12 protein-coding genes and 2 pseudogenes are annotated in these 15551 nt (G+C 56.9%); all 14 read right to left on the bottom strand.

The window, feature by feature from the left end:
- Window positions 1–1110: 1110 nt before the first annotated feature.
- Entirely contained in the window at window positions 1111–2517 is a 1407-nt protein-coding gene (locus EOA49_RS04105) for an aminotransferase (RefSeq protein WP_127241409.1), read from the bottom strand.
- 634 nt (window positions 2518–3151) lie between these two features.
- Window positions 3152–3607, bottom strand: a complete 456-nt coding sequence (locus EOA49_RS33310; protein WP_245460521.1) for a DUF6527 family protein — start codon at window positions 3605–3607, stop codon at window positions 3152–3154.
- 5 nt (window positions 3608–3612) lie between these two features.
- The gene (locus EOA49_RS04110; protein WP_127241408.1) at window positions 3613–5067 is read right to left on the bottom strand and encodes a ThiF family adenylyltransferase; all 1455 of its coding nucleotides are present in this window, start codon (window positions 5065–5067) and stop codon (window positions 3613–3615) included.
- Window positions 5064–5486: an E2/UBC family protein gene (locus EOA49_RS04115; protein ID WP_127215249.1), complete on the bottom strand. Its 423-nt coding sequence runs from the start codon at window positions 5484–5486 to the stop codon at window positions 5064–5066. The genes EOA49_RS04110 and EOA49_RS04115 overlap by 4 nt, the downstream gene beginning before the upstream one ends.
- Complete coding sequence (locus tag EOA49_RS04120; RefSeq protein ID WP_127241407.1) at window positions 5486–5731, bottom strand: multiubiquitin domain-containing protein; 246 nt, start codon at window positions 5729–5731, stop codon at window positions 5486–5488. The genes EOA49_RS04115 and EOA49_RS04120 overlap by 1 nt, the downstream gene beginning before the upstream one ends.
- 198 nt (window positions 5732–5929) lie before the next feature.
- Window positions 5930–6427, bottom strand: coding sequence for an Lrp/AsnC family transcriptional regulator (locus tag EOA49_RS04125; protein WP_127215251.1), 498 nt, complete (start codon window positions 6425–6427; stop codon window positions 5930–5932).
- Window positions 6428–6495: 68 nt separating this feature from the next.
- Window positions 6496–8040, bottom strand: coding sequence for a fumarate hydratase (locus EOA49_RS04130; RefSeq protein ID WP_127241406.1), 1545 nt, complete (start codon window positions 8038–8040; stop codon window positions 6496–6498).
- Between the two features lie 6 nt (window positions 8041–8046).
- A complete protein-coding gene (locus EOA49_RS04135; RefSeq protein WP_127241410.1) occupies window positions 8047–9480 on the bottom strand; it encodes an NAD-dependent succinate-semialdehyde dehydrogenase in 1434 nt (477 codons plus the stop codon).
- Between the two features lie 195 nt (window positions 9481–9675).
- The gene (locus EOA49_RS04140) at window positions 9676–10602 is read right to left on the bottom strand and encodes a LysR family transcriptional regulator (protein WP_127239343.1); all 927 of its coding nucleotides are present in this window, start codon (window positions 10600–10602) and stop codon (window positions 9676–9678) included.
- Window positions 10603–10717: 115 nt separating this feature from the next.
- Window positions 10718–11596 carry a CoA ester lyase gene (locus tag EOA49_RS04145; RefSeq protein ID WP_127239344.1) on the bottom strand — a complete coding sequence of 293 codons (879 nt, stop codon included), beginning with the start codon at window positions 11594–11596 and terminating at the stop codon, window positions 10718–10720.
- A gap of 169 nt (window positions 11597–11765) precedes the next feature.
- Entirely contained in the window at window positions 11766–12917 is a 1152-nt protein-coding gene (locus tag EOA49_RS04150) for a CaiB/BaiF CoA-transferase family protein (protein WP_127239345.1), read from the bottom strand.
- A 19-nt stretch (window positions 12918–12936) separates the two neighbouring features.
- Window positions 12937–14187, bottom strand: coding sequence for a methylaspartate ammonia-lyase (locus tag EOA49_RS04155; protein ID WP_127239346.1), 1251 nt, complete (start codon window positions 14185–14187; stop codon window positions 12937–12939).
- Between the two features lie 428 nt (window positions 14188–14615).
- Window positions 14616–14810 (bottom strand): annotated as a pseudogene (locus EOA49_RS33315) (transposase zinc-binding domain-containing protein); the annotation flags it as partial.
- Window position 14811: 1 nt separating this feature from the next.
- Window positions 14812–15104 (bottom strand): annotated as a pseudogene (locus EOA49_RS04165) (tyrosine-type recombinase/integrase); the annotation flags it as partial.
- Between the last annotated feature and the right edge of the window lie 447 nt (window positions 15105–15551).

Raw genomic sequence — 15551 nt, forward strand, 5'->3', positions numbered from 1 at the left:
GCGCGCGGGCTCGTGATCGCTGGATTTAAGCGTAAGCTCTGAAATCGTCATGTGTCGAAGCCCTCAAAGGCTCCGAACATCGTCCTTCACGCCGATCACCGAAAGGTGCCGTCGGGACATCGCTTACAGTCTTTCAAGGAATGTCTCGAAAACAAGTGGCATGTCCCTCGTCATCGTCGCGCTCGATTCTTCCTGTTTCTGCACGCCTTCCGGCTGCGTCGTGTATGTCCCGACAAACGCGATTGACTTCGCGGGCGTCGCTGGGCTGACCAGGCTCCAGAATGCTGCCACCCTTTCGATCTTCGTCGGTCATCCCAATCATGCTGGGCTCACCCGATGGGCGTCTGGCAGACGCCTCATGATCTTTCAACAGCTCAATCAGAGAATCTCCATGCATTAAATCATGACCGCCCCTGCACCGTCCAAATCAGGAGAAATCATCCTGCGCTGACCAAAAGCCTTCATTGACCCAGCCTTTGCAGGAATTTGGGTCGGCACGAGCATAACAATTCGGATAGCCGCTCATCCCCCACCCGGGGCGCCGTGATCCGGAACGAAGTGTTGCGATGCTTTCTTTTCTTTGATAGGCAAATCGTCTCAACAATGTTAAAAATGCCTTTTCCTTGTGAACGGGATGGCGTGTGAGTATCGTCCCTTTATATACCTGACGTGGTAAAATTCACCGCAATGATTATTCTGCTCTTTGTGATGTGAAGGAAAACATCTTCGGCGTTGCCGCACTTTGGAACCGGCGACCGTGGCCCGCTGCAATGATGTAAAGGCGCGTCTAAGCTCAATATGCATCGGAACGTGCCGATGACCCTTACCAGACCCTCGATTCCGGACGGGCCATAATGATTCTGATTACGTGGGTCAAAAAGGGCGCCCTGCCGGCGGGGAGGTACACCCGCAGGGCGCGCCGCACAGAGGTCCTGGTTGTTGGGCGACAGGACAGCGGCGGCAGAACTGATTCGGTTGCAAATCGTGACTGAAATAGTCCGGAGCATGCTCAAGATCAGATATCTGGAATTCAACAGTTTTGGGTCTGCTCGGCGCAGTAGCGCGCAGGGACATGCCTGCCTCCGGATTCACTCCTTCGCGATCGCAAAATCATACGGCACCCTCGGCCTTCAGCGCGCGATAGGTGGTATCGACCGACTTTACCGTCGCGTCGACAATGATGTCGATCTCTTTTCGGGTAATGATCAGGGGGGGTGCATAACCGAGGATGTCGCCATGCGGCATGGCCCGTCCGATGACACCATTCTCAAACAGAGCAGCTGCAGTGCGCACCCCGACCTGAAGGTCGGGTTCGAATGGTATCCTTTGTTTTGGGTCCCGCATCATCTCTACGGCCGACAGGATACCCACTCCGCGAACTTCACCAACGATGGGATGTCCCGCCAGCTCGGCCTTCATCCGGTCTTGCCAATACGGTCCAACATCGCGGACATGCTCCAAAATATTTTTTTCTTTAAGCAGTCGAATATTGGCGAGCGCGGCTGCGGCACAAAGCGTGTGCCCCGAATATGTCCAGCCGTGGCCGAGTGCGCCGTGCTTCTCAGTTCCTTGTTCCAAAACCGACCAGACGCGGTCGCCAATGATTGACCCGGAGATGGGGAGGTAGGCGGAACTCAAACCCTTTGCGATGGTCACGAAATCCGGACGCATGTTATACAGGTGGGAACCGAACTTCTCGCCGGTTCGCGCGAAGCCGCAGACCACTTCATCGGCGATTAGAAGGATATCGTATTTGTCGAGCACCGCTTGAATGGACGTCCAGTACCCTGTGGGGGGCGGCACAATACCTCCTGTCCCAAGTACCGGCTCTCCGATAAAAGCTGCAACCGTTTCCGGTCCTTCGGCCAGGATCAAGGCTTCAAGCTCATCGGCACAGCGCTGGGAGAACGCTTCCTCGCTCTCCTCGATACGCGCCTGGCGGTAATAGTGCGGCGTGGTTGTATGGCGCACCAAATCCAGAGGCAGGTCGAAGAAGTTGTGAAAGAAGGGAAGGCCAGTTAGGCTACCCGTGACCAATCCAGACCCGTGATAGCCGCGATTTCGCGAGATGATCTTTTTCTTTTCGGGCCGGCCAAGAATGTTATTATAGTACCAGACCAGCTTGATGTTGGTTTCGTTAGCATCGGAACCGGAGAGGCCGAAATAGACCCTTCGCATGTTCTGACCGAAATACTCGACCACGGCCTCTGCCAACAGGGCGACCGGCTCCGTACCTTGGCCGGCATAGACGTGCGCGAACGGCAATTCGTGTGCTTGCCTAGCAATGGCCTCGGCGATCTCCGTGCATCCATATCCCATGTTGACGCAGTAGAGCCCTCCGAAACCGTCGAGGCTCCTTCGGCCTTCGGTGTCCCAGATATAGACGCCGTCCGCACCGGCCATAATCCTATTTGGCGTTTCGCCTCGGCTGTGCTTGGCCAGATGCGTAGAAGGATGGAAGACGAAGCTTCTATCCTTCTCCCGGAGTTGCTCTGTTCCCAGATTGCTCAAGCGCATGTCCCTCTCCTCGCGATACAATGGCAGGGGCACTAGGCCGGCCAGCTCATTAGCAAGCAGTATACCGGAAACACCTCTCAAATTTCGCGGGAAAGCACGTTTTGGCCGATGAATTCGCGGAATCGGGATCAGATGCCGTGGAAATCAGGCTTGGGAGCGTACTTTTGCCCAACGAGCGGACACCAGGCCGTCCTCCTGATACAAGGTAACCACAGAACCTGCTCGAGATAGGTGAGGAATGCGTCACCGTAATCACAACGAGACTTTTGCATCTACTGCCATGCGTAAGCGGCCACTCGCCCAGAAGTCCGGGCTCAATCGACCGCTCGGTCTATGCCGCTCCAACCGTCTCGCCCAGCGTGATGTTTTATGCTGCACGCATTACCGAAGCCCGACGATGCAGCCTTAGCGCATAGAAAGTTGGGCTGACGCGGCGTCTACGCGCGGATATTCGCCCTGCGAACACGAATGGGAAGTCTAACGTGTTGCCGTACTCACATGCGTCAGCCGGAGCCCACAAGAGCACCATCCAAGACTCGCTCTTGCCATCATCCCCTAATCAAAGTGGATTGCATCCCATCACCCGCACTGGCCCTCGTCACACGCAAACGCGTCGTCGGCTCCAGGTCCTGCTCTAGAGTTTTCTTGCATATAAGTCTGGTCGGGCTCGGCAAGGCTCGACACCTGTGTCTTCACACCAGTAGACTCTTCCGTCGCTGAGCCAGAAATGGCTTAGGCATCCCTTGGTTCTCCAAACAGAGGGATGCAACGTTGGCCGGCCCTCCAGGCTCACCTCAATGCGCCACCTGGGGTCATGTGGCGCGTGCGTTGGCAACGAAACCACATCGCCACACCCACAGGGACACCTAAAGAGTGCCCAGTATGGTCGGCCCTTGTGCACGACGCTGATGAACTGTCCCGGCCGAACCGTGTCATTCGAAGGGCTCTTTTCTACCACATAGGTGCGAGCGAAAAATATGTCCGCGGGTGATACCTTAGAAGGATTTCGGTCCGCCGGTGTTTTTGGACTGCGTCGACCGAGAATGACTTCCTCTAGCCACCGCAGGAGTCTTAGCAGCCAGAACCACATGCGAATCAATACAGCTTGCCTAGTGACGGCATGCTGAGCCGATAGCCATTCTCTGGCGCGAGCAATAAACCATGTGGACCGCAGCAAAAACAATCAGCGTTGTCCTTTGGCATATTGCTGTAAATCACCATGTGCACGAAGTCGTACCATATATTGTCGCGGCGAATGTCGCTCGGAAGCCGCCGAAAGGGCCGCACCAGATCAAATAATGTCGCTACCGCCACGTCGGCAGTCGCACTGGTGAAGGAACCTACTCCGGGCGCCCGCTCCCCGCCCCCGACCAGATAATACTCTTCCCGGAGCGTCTCTGGATCCAACTCCGCCAGCTTCGGGCGCGCCTTCAGTGCACTCTCGTAGCTGAGCTTTTCCTCAGTGACGACGCCTTGGCATCTTAGGCACCCACCAGATTCGGGAAGAACTGTGCTAACCCGGCCTCTATGATCACGTAGGTACGGCTGACGGTCCTGGTCGAGACCAATCTTGCCGGTGAGCCCGCAGTCGATAAGCCCTTGGCAGTAATAGTACACGGCTTGATTGAGAACTTCCCTTCCAGCGACATCGTCAGTACAGCCGAACACCAGGTCGGCGCTGGAAATCGCATCGACCGCTTCTGGAGACTCGTTCACATACGCCTCAATGGCAACGACAGTCACCATCAGGCCCAGATCTCCGATGTATCGGGCTAATGTGGCAGCTTTGCTCTCGCCTACATCGCAACGGCGATATCCGCGGACGCGGTTGAGATTGCTATCTTCGAGCAAATCGCCATCGACAATGACGAGTTCGCCTACACCCGCGCGAGCGATGAGTGTGGCGACTGAAGACCCTGTTCCGCCTCCTCCGACGATTGCTACGCGCAACGATCTGAGCTTCTCGTTGAATGGTTCGCCAAAGGCAGCTTCTTGGCGCCTTAGCACTTCCGATGGTGCAGCATCGACCCTGTTGCTGATGTGAACTGCCAGTTCCATCCCGAGCACACAGACATGCCGGACGTCAGTCGCGCGGTTAGGGGCCGCACCCGGCCGAACTCTCGCACGCCAATGTCCATCGGCCAAAATCATAGCAACAAGTGATACCTCAGGGCCATTGCAGCCAGCGTATCCCCTCAGAATGCTTTGTTCGTTCTGATCATCCTTCGTCGAGAAATCCAGAACGCCCCTTGGGTGACTATGGGCAAACCCCAGCTCGAGCCGCTCCTGCTCGCAACGAAAGTAGATATCCTGGAACTTGCGGAGATTAATGCGCAAGTGCACCGGGGAGCTGTCCAGCACCCAGTCGCCATCCATCTCAATCACGTCAACAGCCACAAAACGCGCTGACGGCGGCAGACCCAGTACAGCTCTCTCAATTTTGCGGAAGAGGACGAGCGCGCCGCGCTCGTCGCCGTCAGGGTGCCCGGTCAACCAGCTCTTGAGCCTATCATCGAGAGAACCGACAATCGAAATGCGATGTCCGTTCATGAGCGCCTCGCGTCAGGGTACTTAAACGCCCACGAGATCCGGTCCATGATAGTCTGGACGTCGTCGACCTTTGGCTTCCAGGGATTTTTATACCAGTGTCTGGACCACCGGCAAAACACTGTCCCCTTGTGCATACGCGAATCCTCATTGGGACCAGGCCCGCCAGTATTTGGTATTGGCTTGCCGTCAGCCCGATGGAGGCGTGGGTGAACCCAGAACATGTCGCCACCCGAGCTATTGTAATTCTCCGGAATAACATACAAGACATCGACCACGTCTGCTGGTTTACCACCCCCCTGATAAATTCCTTCCGGCAGCGGAAAGCTTTTGAATATAAGAAAACGGGTGCTCTCTTCTTCTTCAAAATTGACGCCGGCTTTGTGGAGTGTCTCGTAATCGGAATCGAACAACAGAGACATTATTCATTTCCGGCTTCGGAACTTGCATCTTGGGCGTAGAACTTTTCGATCCCCGGTGGCAACAAATCGATTCGGTCATCGCGCCCAACCAACTGGCCGGGCTGGCCCGGCCGTTTCACATAAAGGTCCATGCTATCTGGTATGCCAGGACCTACGCCTCGCACCTCGAGGCCGGTTATGAACCGGTTGTCCCATTCATAGTTGTCGTTTTCGATTTTGAACTTGAACTTCTCTTTCGCAGCCATAAGCTTCGATCCTTCTCTCGCAGTTGCGTGGTTTCAAGATAGCTCTGGCAATCCCCCTTCTCCCGTTGATTGAGAGGACGCTCGACCGGCCGCCTCTTATAGGGGAAGCGTTCCTTTGGGTTTCACGGGAATGCGCGTGTTCCGCCGCGGAATTCGCGGAATGGAGAGTCAATCCCGTGGAAATCAAGGCTTGGGAGTTTACCGTTGCCTTAATGCAGATAGGGGGATCGGCGCGTTGGCTTTCACAGGTTTGGTCACCACAAGACTGTAGTATTGATCGATCCCCAAGCCTGCCCGCAGCAACCCCTCCATGAAGTCCTGATAAGCAGCCATGGAAAGTGACGCGACGCGCATCAGATAATCGATCCTTCCCCCGATTGCCCAGCAATCCAAGATTTCCGGAAATTCTTGGATCGCAACCTCGAAGTGTCTTTGGTCCTCGAGGCGATGACGGTCCAGCACGACCTCCACCATTACAAAGATCATGCCACCAATGAGGGCTGGACTCAGCCGAGCGTAGAATCCCTCAATAATCCCTGCAGCTTCGAGTGCACGGAGCCGATCCGAGCAGGCCGAGGCCGATAGATGAACGCGCTTCGCAAGCTCGGTTTTTGAAATCCTACCGTCCGACTGAATTGCTGAAAGAATCCGGATATCCCAGGCGTCCAGGCGCACAGGATTGGGTTTTGCCTTCATGACACCTTCTGCTCTCAAGCCGTTTTCGAAATGGAATCGATCCTGCCGACCGAGCTGGCCGGGAAGGCTCAAATGCCAATGTTTCGTGCGATGCTGTCGGCCGCCATACGCTTACGCCACTCAAGAGGCCCGGAATTGTGAATGGAGTTTCCCTCAACATCGACGGCCATGATAACAGGCATGTCCTGCACATCGAATTCATAGATGGCTTCCATGCCCAGGTCTTCAAAGGCAACGATCCGCGCCTTCTTAATCGATTTTGAAATCAGGTACGCAGCGCCACCCACTGCAGCAAGATAGGGCGTTTTGTGTCTTACAATCGACTCGATGGCCGCCGGTCCCCTTTCCGCTTTGCCGACCATCGCGAAAAGGCCGGTTTCGGCGAGCACCTTGTCCGTAAAATCGTCCAAGCGGCTGGAGGTTGTTGGACCAGCGGGTCCAACGACCTCATTCCTCACTGCCCGGACGGGGCCGACGTAGTAGATCACGCGTCCCCGCAGGTTGACCGGAAGCGGCTTGCCGGCATCGAGCAGCTCGATCATTCGTTGGTGGGCAGCGTCACGGCCCGTCAGTATCTTTCCAGACAGCAGGAGCGTTTCACCGCAGCGCCACGATGCCGTCTCTTCCTTCGTCAGCGTATCTAAATTGACCCGCCGGACGCCGGCTGGGTTCAATTCGTCGGCTCCGATGTCGGGCCATTCGCGCAAATCGGGCGGCTGGAGGCTGATGGGTCCAGAGCCGTCCAAAGTAAACTTCAGGTGCCGGTTGGCGGCGCATTGCGGGATGAGCGCCACAGGCTTGGACGCCGCATGAGTAGGATAGGTCGCAACCTTGACGTCAACGACTGTCGTTAGACCACCAAGGCCTTGGGCGCCGATACCAAGCGCGTTGATCCGCTCATAAAGCTCAATCCGCAGCCCCTCCTCTGCGCTTGACGCCCCCATTGCGATCAGTTCCGCCATATCGATGGGCTCGTTCATGGCCTCCTTGGCCAGCAGCATCGCCTTTTCAGCGCTACCACCGATGCCGACAGAGATCAGTCCAGGTGGACACCACCCGCTGCCAAGGGTCGAAACGGTATTGACCACCCAGTCGGAAACGGAGGCGCTGGGATTGAGGGTGGTAAAACGTGCCTTGTTCTCCGACCCGCCGCCTTTTGCGGCGATGGTGATCTCAATCTGGTTACCTTGCACCAGGTCGACATGGATAACTGCCGGCGTGTTGTCGCGGGTGTTGACCCGTCTAGCGAGGGGATCCGCAACGATCGATGCCCGAAGGGGATTGTCCGGATCGAGATAGGCTCGACGTACGCCCTCATTCACAAGATCAGCGAAACTGGCCGTTGACTTAATACGGGCATCCATGCCGACCTTTGCGAAGACAACCACAAGTCCGGTGTCCTGACAAATCGGGCGCCGCCCAAAGGCCGCCATGCGGGAGTTCAGCAGAATCTGACCTATGGCATTCTTCGCCGACGGGCTCTGTTCTCGCGTGTATGCGTGAGAAAGAGACCGGATATAATCTGGAGGATGATAGTACGAGATGTACTGAAGGGCGTCGGCGACGCTCCTTGTGATGTCGCTACCGGCGATGGTCCGTGTTCTGTTTCCCACCGGATTTTATCCAAATGAACCGAGGCCATTGACCATTTTCAGAATCTGGAAGCTTCGCACCCCCTGCTCGCCGCCTTCATATCCATAGCCACTTTGCTTGACGCCTCCATAAGGGGCATCCGCGGAAACCCCTTTCAGGTAATTCACACTAACAGCGCCCGCAGAAAGACCGCTGACAAGCTTCTGTTGCGTATCGGCCGCGCCAGTAAACAAGTAGGCGGCCAGACCGTACTCCGTGGCGTTGGCTTCATCGATCGCCTCTTCGATCGTATCGAAAGGCGCCACAGTGAGGATCGGTCCGAACGGCTCTTCATGAAGCACTCTCGCTTCCTTCGGTACGCCCGTCAGGATGGTTGGCGGCCAGTAAAACCCCGGTCGGTCAAGGGGGATACCACCGATCTCGATGCGGGCGCCGCCTTCTACCGCATCCTTGGTCAGGCGCTGCATGGCCTCTATTCGCCGCGCGTTTGCCATTGGCCCCATTTGCGTTGCAGGGTCATCCGGTGGTCCGATCCTGATTTTTCGGACCGCCTCCGTCATCCGGAACAGGAATTCCTCATAGCGGGATCGGGCGACAAGAATCCTGCTGGGCGCATTACAACTCTGGCCCGCGCACTCGAATTTGTATTCCGAAATAGCCGGTATCGCCTTTGCCAGATCCGCATCTTCGCACACAATAACCGGGGAATGTCCACCCAGCTCAAGGATGCAGCGCTGCAAATTATTCGCGGCCAGCGTGGCCAGCTGTTTTCCAACAGCGGTCGACCCCGTGAACGTCAAGACTTTCACAATTGGCGAACTGAGCAGATGCCGCGATATATGCACAGGAACACCGAACACCAGGTTGACCACGCCTTCCGGTATCCCTGCTTGACGCAAAGATTCCACGATATGGACAGCCACGCTTGGCGTCTCCTCGGCCCCTTTGAGGATCACCGGGCAGCCTGCCGCCAGCGCGGGGGCGAGCTTGCGGGCGATAAGAACGGCCGGATAGTTCCATGGCGTAAATGCAGCGACGACACCGAGCGGCTCGGGGGCTATCATCCTGTTCGAGCCCAACGGAATCGGGGCCGACAACTCATCGGCATGCCGGCCATTCCATTCCAGCGTTTCGACTGCGCGCGCGTATTCTCCTGTCGCTTCGGCAATCGTCTTTCCCTGTTCGGACGACAGGTCCCTGGCTGCGGCGCCAGCTTTCTCTGCCAGAATGCTGGCGGCAGAGACGAGGATCTCGCCACGCTCTTTGGCGGGTCGTGAGGACCACGCCCTGCGGCTGCGTTCTGCCGAAGCAAGAGCTTCATCCAAGTCTGAAACCGTAGCCGAGGCCACTGAGGCAAATACCTCCTCCGTCGCCGGGTTGATCACCGGCAAAGTGGCTCGGCTACCACCGGCTCGCCATTTGCCGTTAATGAAGAGCTCGTAACTCTTAGCGTCGGACATCGCGGGCTCCACTTGACTGAATTCTTGCCATACGAGCGCAGTTTCGATATCGAGACTGCTGAACTCGCTTGAGCCAGTTTCATCGCGATGGTCGCGGCGGGTCAAATATCGAATATCGCCGAAATCCATCTGGAATCCAGATCGGTCTGGTCCTGATGGCCGCAAAAGATTATGCCATCTTTACAGGTTAGGTTGTCAGGTCGCCTCAGGCGCCACCGCTGCCCAGTCCCGGATTTCAATCAATTCTCTGGCGACCTTCGGAATGAGCTTGCGGACCGCAGAAACGGCCGCAGAACGCTCATCTTTCGGATTTACAGCAAGCACCACGGAGCGGGTAATCACCGGATCGACGATCTTGACAGTCCGGACCAGCCCTTGGGAGGCTTCTTTCTGAACCGCAGACGGGGCGAGAATAGAATGCGCTTTTCCCTCTACGACCATGCTGATGATCGTTGAGAGGGAGTCCACTTCAAACTTGACGTCCAGCGCGCAACCGTGTTGTGCGACGACATCAGCCACCGAACGCCTGACATTGTTGTTGCGCATGGGAACCGCCAGGGGGAATGCATGCAGGTCGGCCAGAGATATCGCATCTTCAAACGGTGGCTCGCCGGACGGAACCACCAGACAAAGATCTTCGCGCGCTAGCACCGTCATTCGCCCCACACTGTCTGCGGTGCGGTACAGAACCGCCAGATTGAAGCGTCCAGCGGCCATCCACTCCTCCAACGGTCCCGTCATGCCCTCGACCATCTTGAGGGAAACCTTGGGCAGTTCGTTTCTCACCGCCTCAAGCAGCGGACCGCTCAGGACGCGAGCAGCTCCAGACGGAATGCCAATAGTCACCTCCCCGGCAGGGGAAGCGGCTGTGTTGGTCAATTCCACCTCGGTAAGTCGAATTTCTTTGAGAATCGACCGCGCCCGCTCGAGCAGTTTGGCTCCTGACGCCGTGACGCTTACCCCGGTTCTATCGCGTATAAGAAGCTGAGTGCCGAAGCCTTCCTCCAACTGACGCACATGCAGACTCAGCGCACTCTGGGCGACATTAAGGAAGCCCGCAGCTTTCGTGAAACTGCCTGCTTCGACCACGCCGACGAAGTATCTTAATTGCCTGATTTCCACGGTACTCTTCCGAGGGCGAACTCCAATTTATGTAATCTATCTCGAAATGCGATGGCGCGACAGCAATAATTGTGCCACGACGCACCCAGTCTACTCTAAATCAGCCGCAGAAGACTCAAACGCCCAAGTCGGTGTCCGGACCCGCGGCGGTAATTTCTTGGGCCCTTCGGATCACCGGTTGATCGACCATCTTTCCCTCGAAGGCGAAAGCGCCTCGGCCCTGCCCTGCCGCATCTTTTTGCGCCGCGAGAACACGACGGGCCCACTCGAGCTCCTGTGCGCTCGGCGAGAAGGCTTCATTGAATATGGCCACTTGTGCCGGATGGATCGCCAAAGCTCCGGCAAAGCCAAGCCGCCGCGCATGCGCTGCGGCTTCACGAAGTTTATAGGTGTCCGAGAACTCGCCAATGCTTCCAACAAAGCCCAAAGGGAGCAATCCGGCCGCACGGGCAGCGAACAGCACGGCAAGGCTCGGGGCCAGGAGCAGATCAAATTCCGGGCCGCCGCCAACAGCGGCACTGAAGTCTTCAGGACCAAGCGCCATTGCGACCATCCTTGGATGCGCCGACGCAATGGCCGCGAGTCTTTGCAAGGCGCCTGGGGTCTCGATCTGGGCAAGGAACCGGATGCCTCCCGGCGGAAGATTTCTTTCCCGTTCAAGTTCCGAAACCGCATTCGCGATCTCTGTTACCCACTCTGCGGAATCCGTCTTTGGAAGAACGAGTGCGTCAACACCCGCCATCACGGCTGCATCGAGATCGGCCGCCAAGGCGCGTAGGCCATGATTCACGCGGACCAAAACAGATGCGCCCGCACGCGCCACCTTTGCCACAGATTCAGAAAGCTGCTTCCGTGCCTCGCCCTTCTGGTCCTGGGGAACAGAATCCTCCAAGTCGAGAATGACGCCATCTGCACCCCGCTCATTGGCCGTCTTCACAAAGCGCTTAACGTGAGCGGGAACGAAGAGCAGGGATCTCCAGCGTGGTAAAGCCATCGCGCTTTAAACGGCCGCAAAAGTGTGCTTGATCATGGAGTAGCCCCTGCGGCCGATCCTCCCGAGGGCGGTGGCAATGAGTTTGCTGGATGGCCGACGCCTTGAGATGATCCAAGGTAGACAGGTTCTTTGGAAATCGCGAGCGCACTCACGTTACCGAAACGCGCGCTCACGCTGACGCCGCTCTTTTTCGCAAAAGCCCCAAAACCTCCTCGCGGACAGCCTCGGTGTGAGCGCCAAGAGCCGGAACCGGGCGCAGCGACGGGTGCTCGGAGTTGAAGATAGCCGCAGGCGCTATCGTCTCGACAATTCCTTCGGGTGTGGCGACCTCGACCCTGCGAAGGTGCGAATGCTTCGAAACATCCGACACTTCGTTCAATCGGCCAAATGCCAAACCGGCCGCCTCGAGCTCCTGCATTGCTTCGTGGCAGGACAGTTCGGAAAACCGCCGTTTAATGATCTCGTCGAGCTGCGCACGATTACCGAGACGCTCCATATTGTCGGCAAAACCGGGCGCGCGTGTAAGCTCCGGCTGCTTCAGGAATTTCTCGCAGAAACTTACCCATTCCCGGTCATTCTGAACCGAAAAGATGACGTCCGTACCGTCGGCGCTACTATAGGCGCCATACGGCGCCAGGGACGGGTGTTTCACGCCGGCGCGTACGGTATGGTAGCCGCCATAGTCGTTTTGCAGAACTGGCACGTTCATCCAGTCAGCGACCGCATCGAACAGTGACACCTGGATGCTGGTGCCTTCACCGGTGACCTCACGGTGATACAGCGCCTGAAGAATGGCGCTATGTGCTGTCATGCCCGCCGAAATGTCGCAAACCGAGACCCCTACACGCGCGGGCCCTTGTTGGTTGCCAGTGATCGCGCATAGACCTGTTTCGGCCTGGACGATGAGATCATAGGCCTTCAAATGGGAATACGGCCCTGTGTTCCCGAATCCAGAGATCTCGCAGGTGATCAGCCGCGGAAAACGTCGACGGAGATCCGCAGACGCGAAACCCAGTTTTTCAATGCTGCCCGGTTTCAGATTCTGGATATAGACGTCTGCACTGGCAATGAGCGTGTCGAGAACCTCGCGGTCCGCCTCCAACCTCAGGTCTAGACAGACCGACTCCTTGCCCCGGTTGAGCCAGACGAAGTAGGCGCTCTGCCCCCGAACCAACTTGTCGTAGCTTCGGGCAAAGTCCCCTTCCGGCCGTTCAATCTTGATCACTCGGGCGCCGGCATCCGCAAGGCGAGATGACGCATAAGGCGCGGCCACAGCCTGCTCCACGGCAACGACGGTGATCCCCTCAAGGCTATTCTGCATTGCCGACATACCGCGCTAATCATCCAACAATTTCGTTTCGAGTCCGACGACGGTTCAGCATCGCCAGCAACCGATTTTGTTCGTTCCCAACTATTGAGAATGCCTCGTCGACACCCATTCCGGGCTTTGCGAGCATCATGTCGGCCTGAGTTGCCACCGATATGTGGACAGAAGCTTGGGCGGAGAGATCTGTCTCGGTACAGCTTCCCCCGACATAAGCTCCGACCTTGTTTTCCTTGCAGATGAGAACTGCGCGCGCCGTATCGGCAATTGAGCCGACATCGGGCGTCTTGATTTGGACCAGATGTGCAGCCTTGGCTTCGGCAAAGAGCCGAATATCCTCAAGCGTATTACATCTCTCATCCACGACAAGGCGCGCGCTGGAACCCCGGTTGTCCAAAATCGATACGATCTTGGCGTAGTTCTCAATTTGAGCTTGGGTCGAACCAAAATCCGCCGGGGACTCGATGTTGAGCCTGAAATCCGGGACGGTATCTACAACCTTACAGATAAAGTCGGCGATGCATTGCGGCTCCAAGCCGATTTCCTGGCCGATCCAGCCATAAACATCGAAATGCAGCACGGGATTATACCCGGGGCGGCCGATCTCGCGCGTACGCCTCGCAACCCACCTCACGAACTCCATGAAGGTCTGACCGCCAGCTCCGAATTTCGCCCGTGAGTTGATCAAGCCGTGAGGAAGCACATCGACCGCCTTCAAAATCATCTTGTCTACGTTGATTTCGCGGGCGTCGCCGCTCTGGCAGTAAATTGGAATTCTGCGCGTGGGCAGCGGCAGGCCAAACTCCGCGCATACGATCTCCGCCATCGTCTTTCGGTGGAGATAAGCTGCGGCACGAAGGAGAGCCTGGCTGACGCCATACTCAACAGCCAAAGGTAGCCGCTTATGCGTTAATGGCTGGAGGACCTTCGCGCAGGCATCAAGATAGCGAAATGCATTAACATCAAGAAGCCGTGTCGATATCTGAGACGTCAGATCCGAGACTTGATCGACATCGAACAACGGATCGCGTCCGCCAGCACCAGAGTACTGGACGCTCATCATGTCGCCCCAGACAACAGTGTCGTCGGTAAGGACCAATCCGACACTAAGCGAAGACGCTGGAACACGAATGGCTTTGAAGCCGATCGTGACAGGTTGGCCCACATAGATGAAACCGTCGTGCGGGACGCCGGCCCTGATCGCATCTTGGTCGTCATAGAAAAATGCACCATTGCCAGGCGCAAGGAGGACGTCTTTGATCTGCACTTGCTTTGCTCGATTCCTGTCGGGCTGTATCGACGAACGGATGCAGTACGATCCGCTGCTCGCAAAGTATGCGCCTTATGGCATACAGATCGCCAATATAATCTCCCGGGTGGCGCTATCGCGTTTCCAGATGGACGGCGGCTGCCCGACTCGGACTGGCGCCCGGAAGCCCTGTGCAAAAAACCGGGCTTCCTGCCCGAACCATTTATTGGGAACGGCGTGCGCGGATTTTATGATGCCCTGCAACAGTGATCCACGCACGAGATCCTGATACATCATACGACTGGGAATCCTCAACGGGCGCTAGCAGATGTTGGACAACCCGATTCTAAAGGATCTCTCAGCAAGAGGTGTAGGTCCACCCTGTGTAAGTTTGCGACATTGCCAATGACGATCTCGCTGCCGCCGTCATAAACTGACGATGAATCCGTCTCGGCGGCCGCCTTGGACAGGATCGTGTACATCGCCGCCTTGTTCTGGAAGGCGATTGCGGCGATCTCGGCCGGCAGCATAAACACCACGTGGGAGTAGGATCGGCAGAAGCTGGTCCTGCCGCGCGGCGAGTCATTCCCGGCAGGACTTTCCTTGGGCCTTGGGGCATGGCGGTTGCGACAGGAATTGTTCGGCGGCCGCACGCGCCGAGCGGCCGGCCGAGTACAATACCTGAACGTCGATGCGGGCGATTTGCATCCCGTCCGGAAACAGCCAGCCCTGCGGTTTCCTTAGTCACCAGTCGACCCGCAGGATGTGCAGAAGCTGCGCCGAGAGCATAACCATGCGGTCCTTGCAGCCCTTGCCGTGCTCGACCCGGATCACGCCACGTCCGCTGTGAATGTCGCCGACCTTCGGTCCTACGTCTCCGAAGCGTGCAGACCGGCGGCATAGGGTGTCGTCAGGGCAGTGCGCGTCTGGAAAGAACGAGTGGGCCTGCTTGATCGCCACAATCACATTGCCACTGTCGCGCGTGCGGACCGGAACGCATTAGGTCCACCCAGTGACAATATCGGTCCCTTCAAGATGCTCACCTTCATCTCTTCTCAGAAGAGTGGCTGGGAATCAGAAGAGTGGCTGGGAATTCCAAACCCCTCATAAAAGGAAATCCACTCGTCAGAAGACAAAGACCAGCCCTTGGTGGTATCCGCCTGCGGAGCCCTGTGCACGTACGTTCTGTGTCGAAAATCCGTCCTGGCCATCAGGAATCCTTTCGGAATCCGAAGTCAACGACAACCTTGCCGGCCGCTATGCTTAAAGTCAGCAATTTACCAACAAATCGCGTGACATATTGCTTAGCGACTTCGCGCCGTTCTCAGTCACTCGGACAGTCTCACTGAAGACGTAGCCGTCATCCTTCTCAAAAATACCGA

It is taken from the genome of Mesorhizobium sp. M1A.F.Ca.IN.020.04.1.1 (assembly GCF_003997315.1).
Taxonomy (GTDB): domain Bacteria; phylum Pseudomonadota; class Alphaproteobacteria; order Rhizobiales; family Rhizobiaceae; genus Mesorhizobium.

Excerpts from the sequence above, each read along its gene's own strand:
- EOA49_RS04105 (WP_127241409.1), bottom strand. The coding sequence starts at position 2,517 with ATGCGCTTGAGCAATCTGGGAACAGAGCAACTCCGGGAGAAGGATAGA.
- EOA49_RS33310 (WP_245460521.1), bottom strand. The coding sequence starts at position 3,607 with ATGTGGTTCTGGCTGCTAAGACTCCTGCGGTGGCTAGAGGAAGTCATT.
- EOA49_RS04110 (WP_127241408.1), bottom strand. The coding sequence starts at position 5,067 with ATGAACGGACATCGCATTTCGATTGTCGGTTCTCTCGATGATAGGCTC.
- EOA49_RS04115 (WP_127215249.1), bottom strand. The coding sequence starts at position 5,486 with ATGTCTCTGTTGTTCGATTCCGATTACGAGACACTCCACAAAGCCGGC.
- EOA49_RS04120 (WP_127241407.1), bottom strand. The coding sequence starts at position 5,731 with ATGGCTGCGAAAGAGAAGTTCAAGTTCAAAATCGAAAACGACAACTAT.
- EOA49_RS04125 (WP_127215251.1), bottom strand. The coding sequence starts at position 6,427 with ATGAAGGCAAAACCCAATCCTGTGCGCCTGGACGCCTGGGATATCCGG.
- EOA49_RS04135 (WP_127241410.1), bottom strand. The coding sequence starts at position 9,480 with ATGTCCGACGCTAAGAGTTACGAGCTCTTCATTAACGGCAAATGGCGA.
- EOA49_RS04145 (WP_127239344.1), bottom strand. The coding sequence starts at position 11,596 with ATGGCTTTACCACGCTGGAGATCCCTGCTCTTCGTTCCCGCTCACGTT.
- EOA49_RS04150 (WP_127239345.1), bottom strand. The coding sequence starts at position 12,917 with ATGCAGAATAGCCTTGAGGGGATCACCGTCGTTGCCGTGGAGCAGGCT.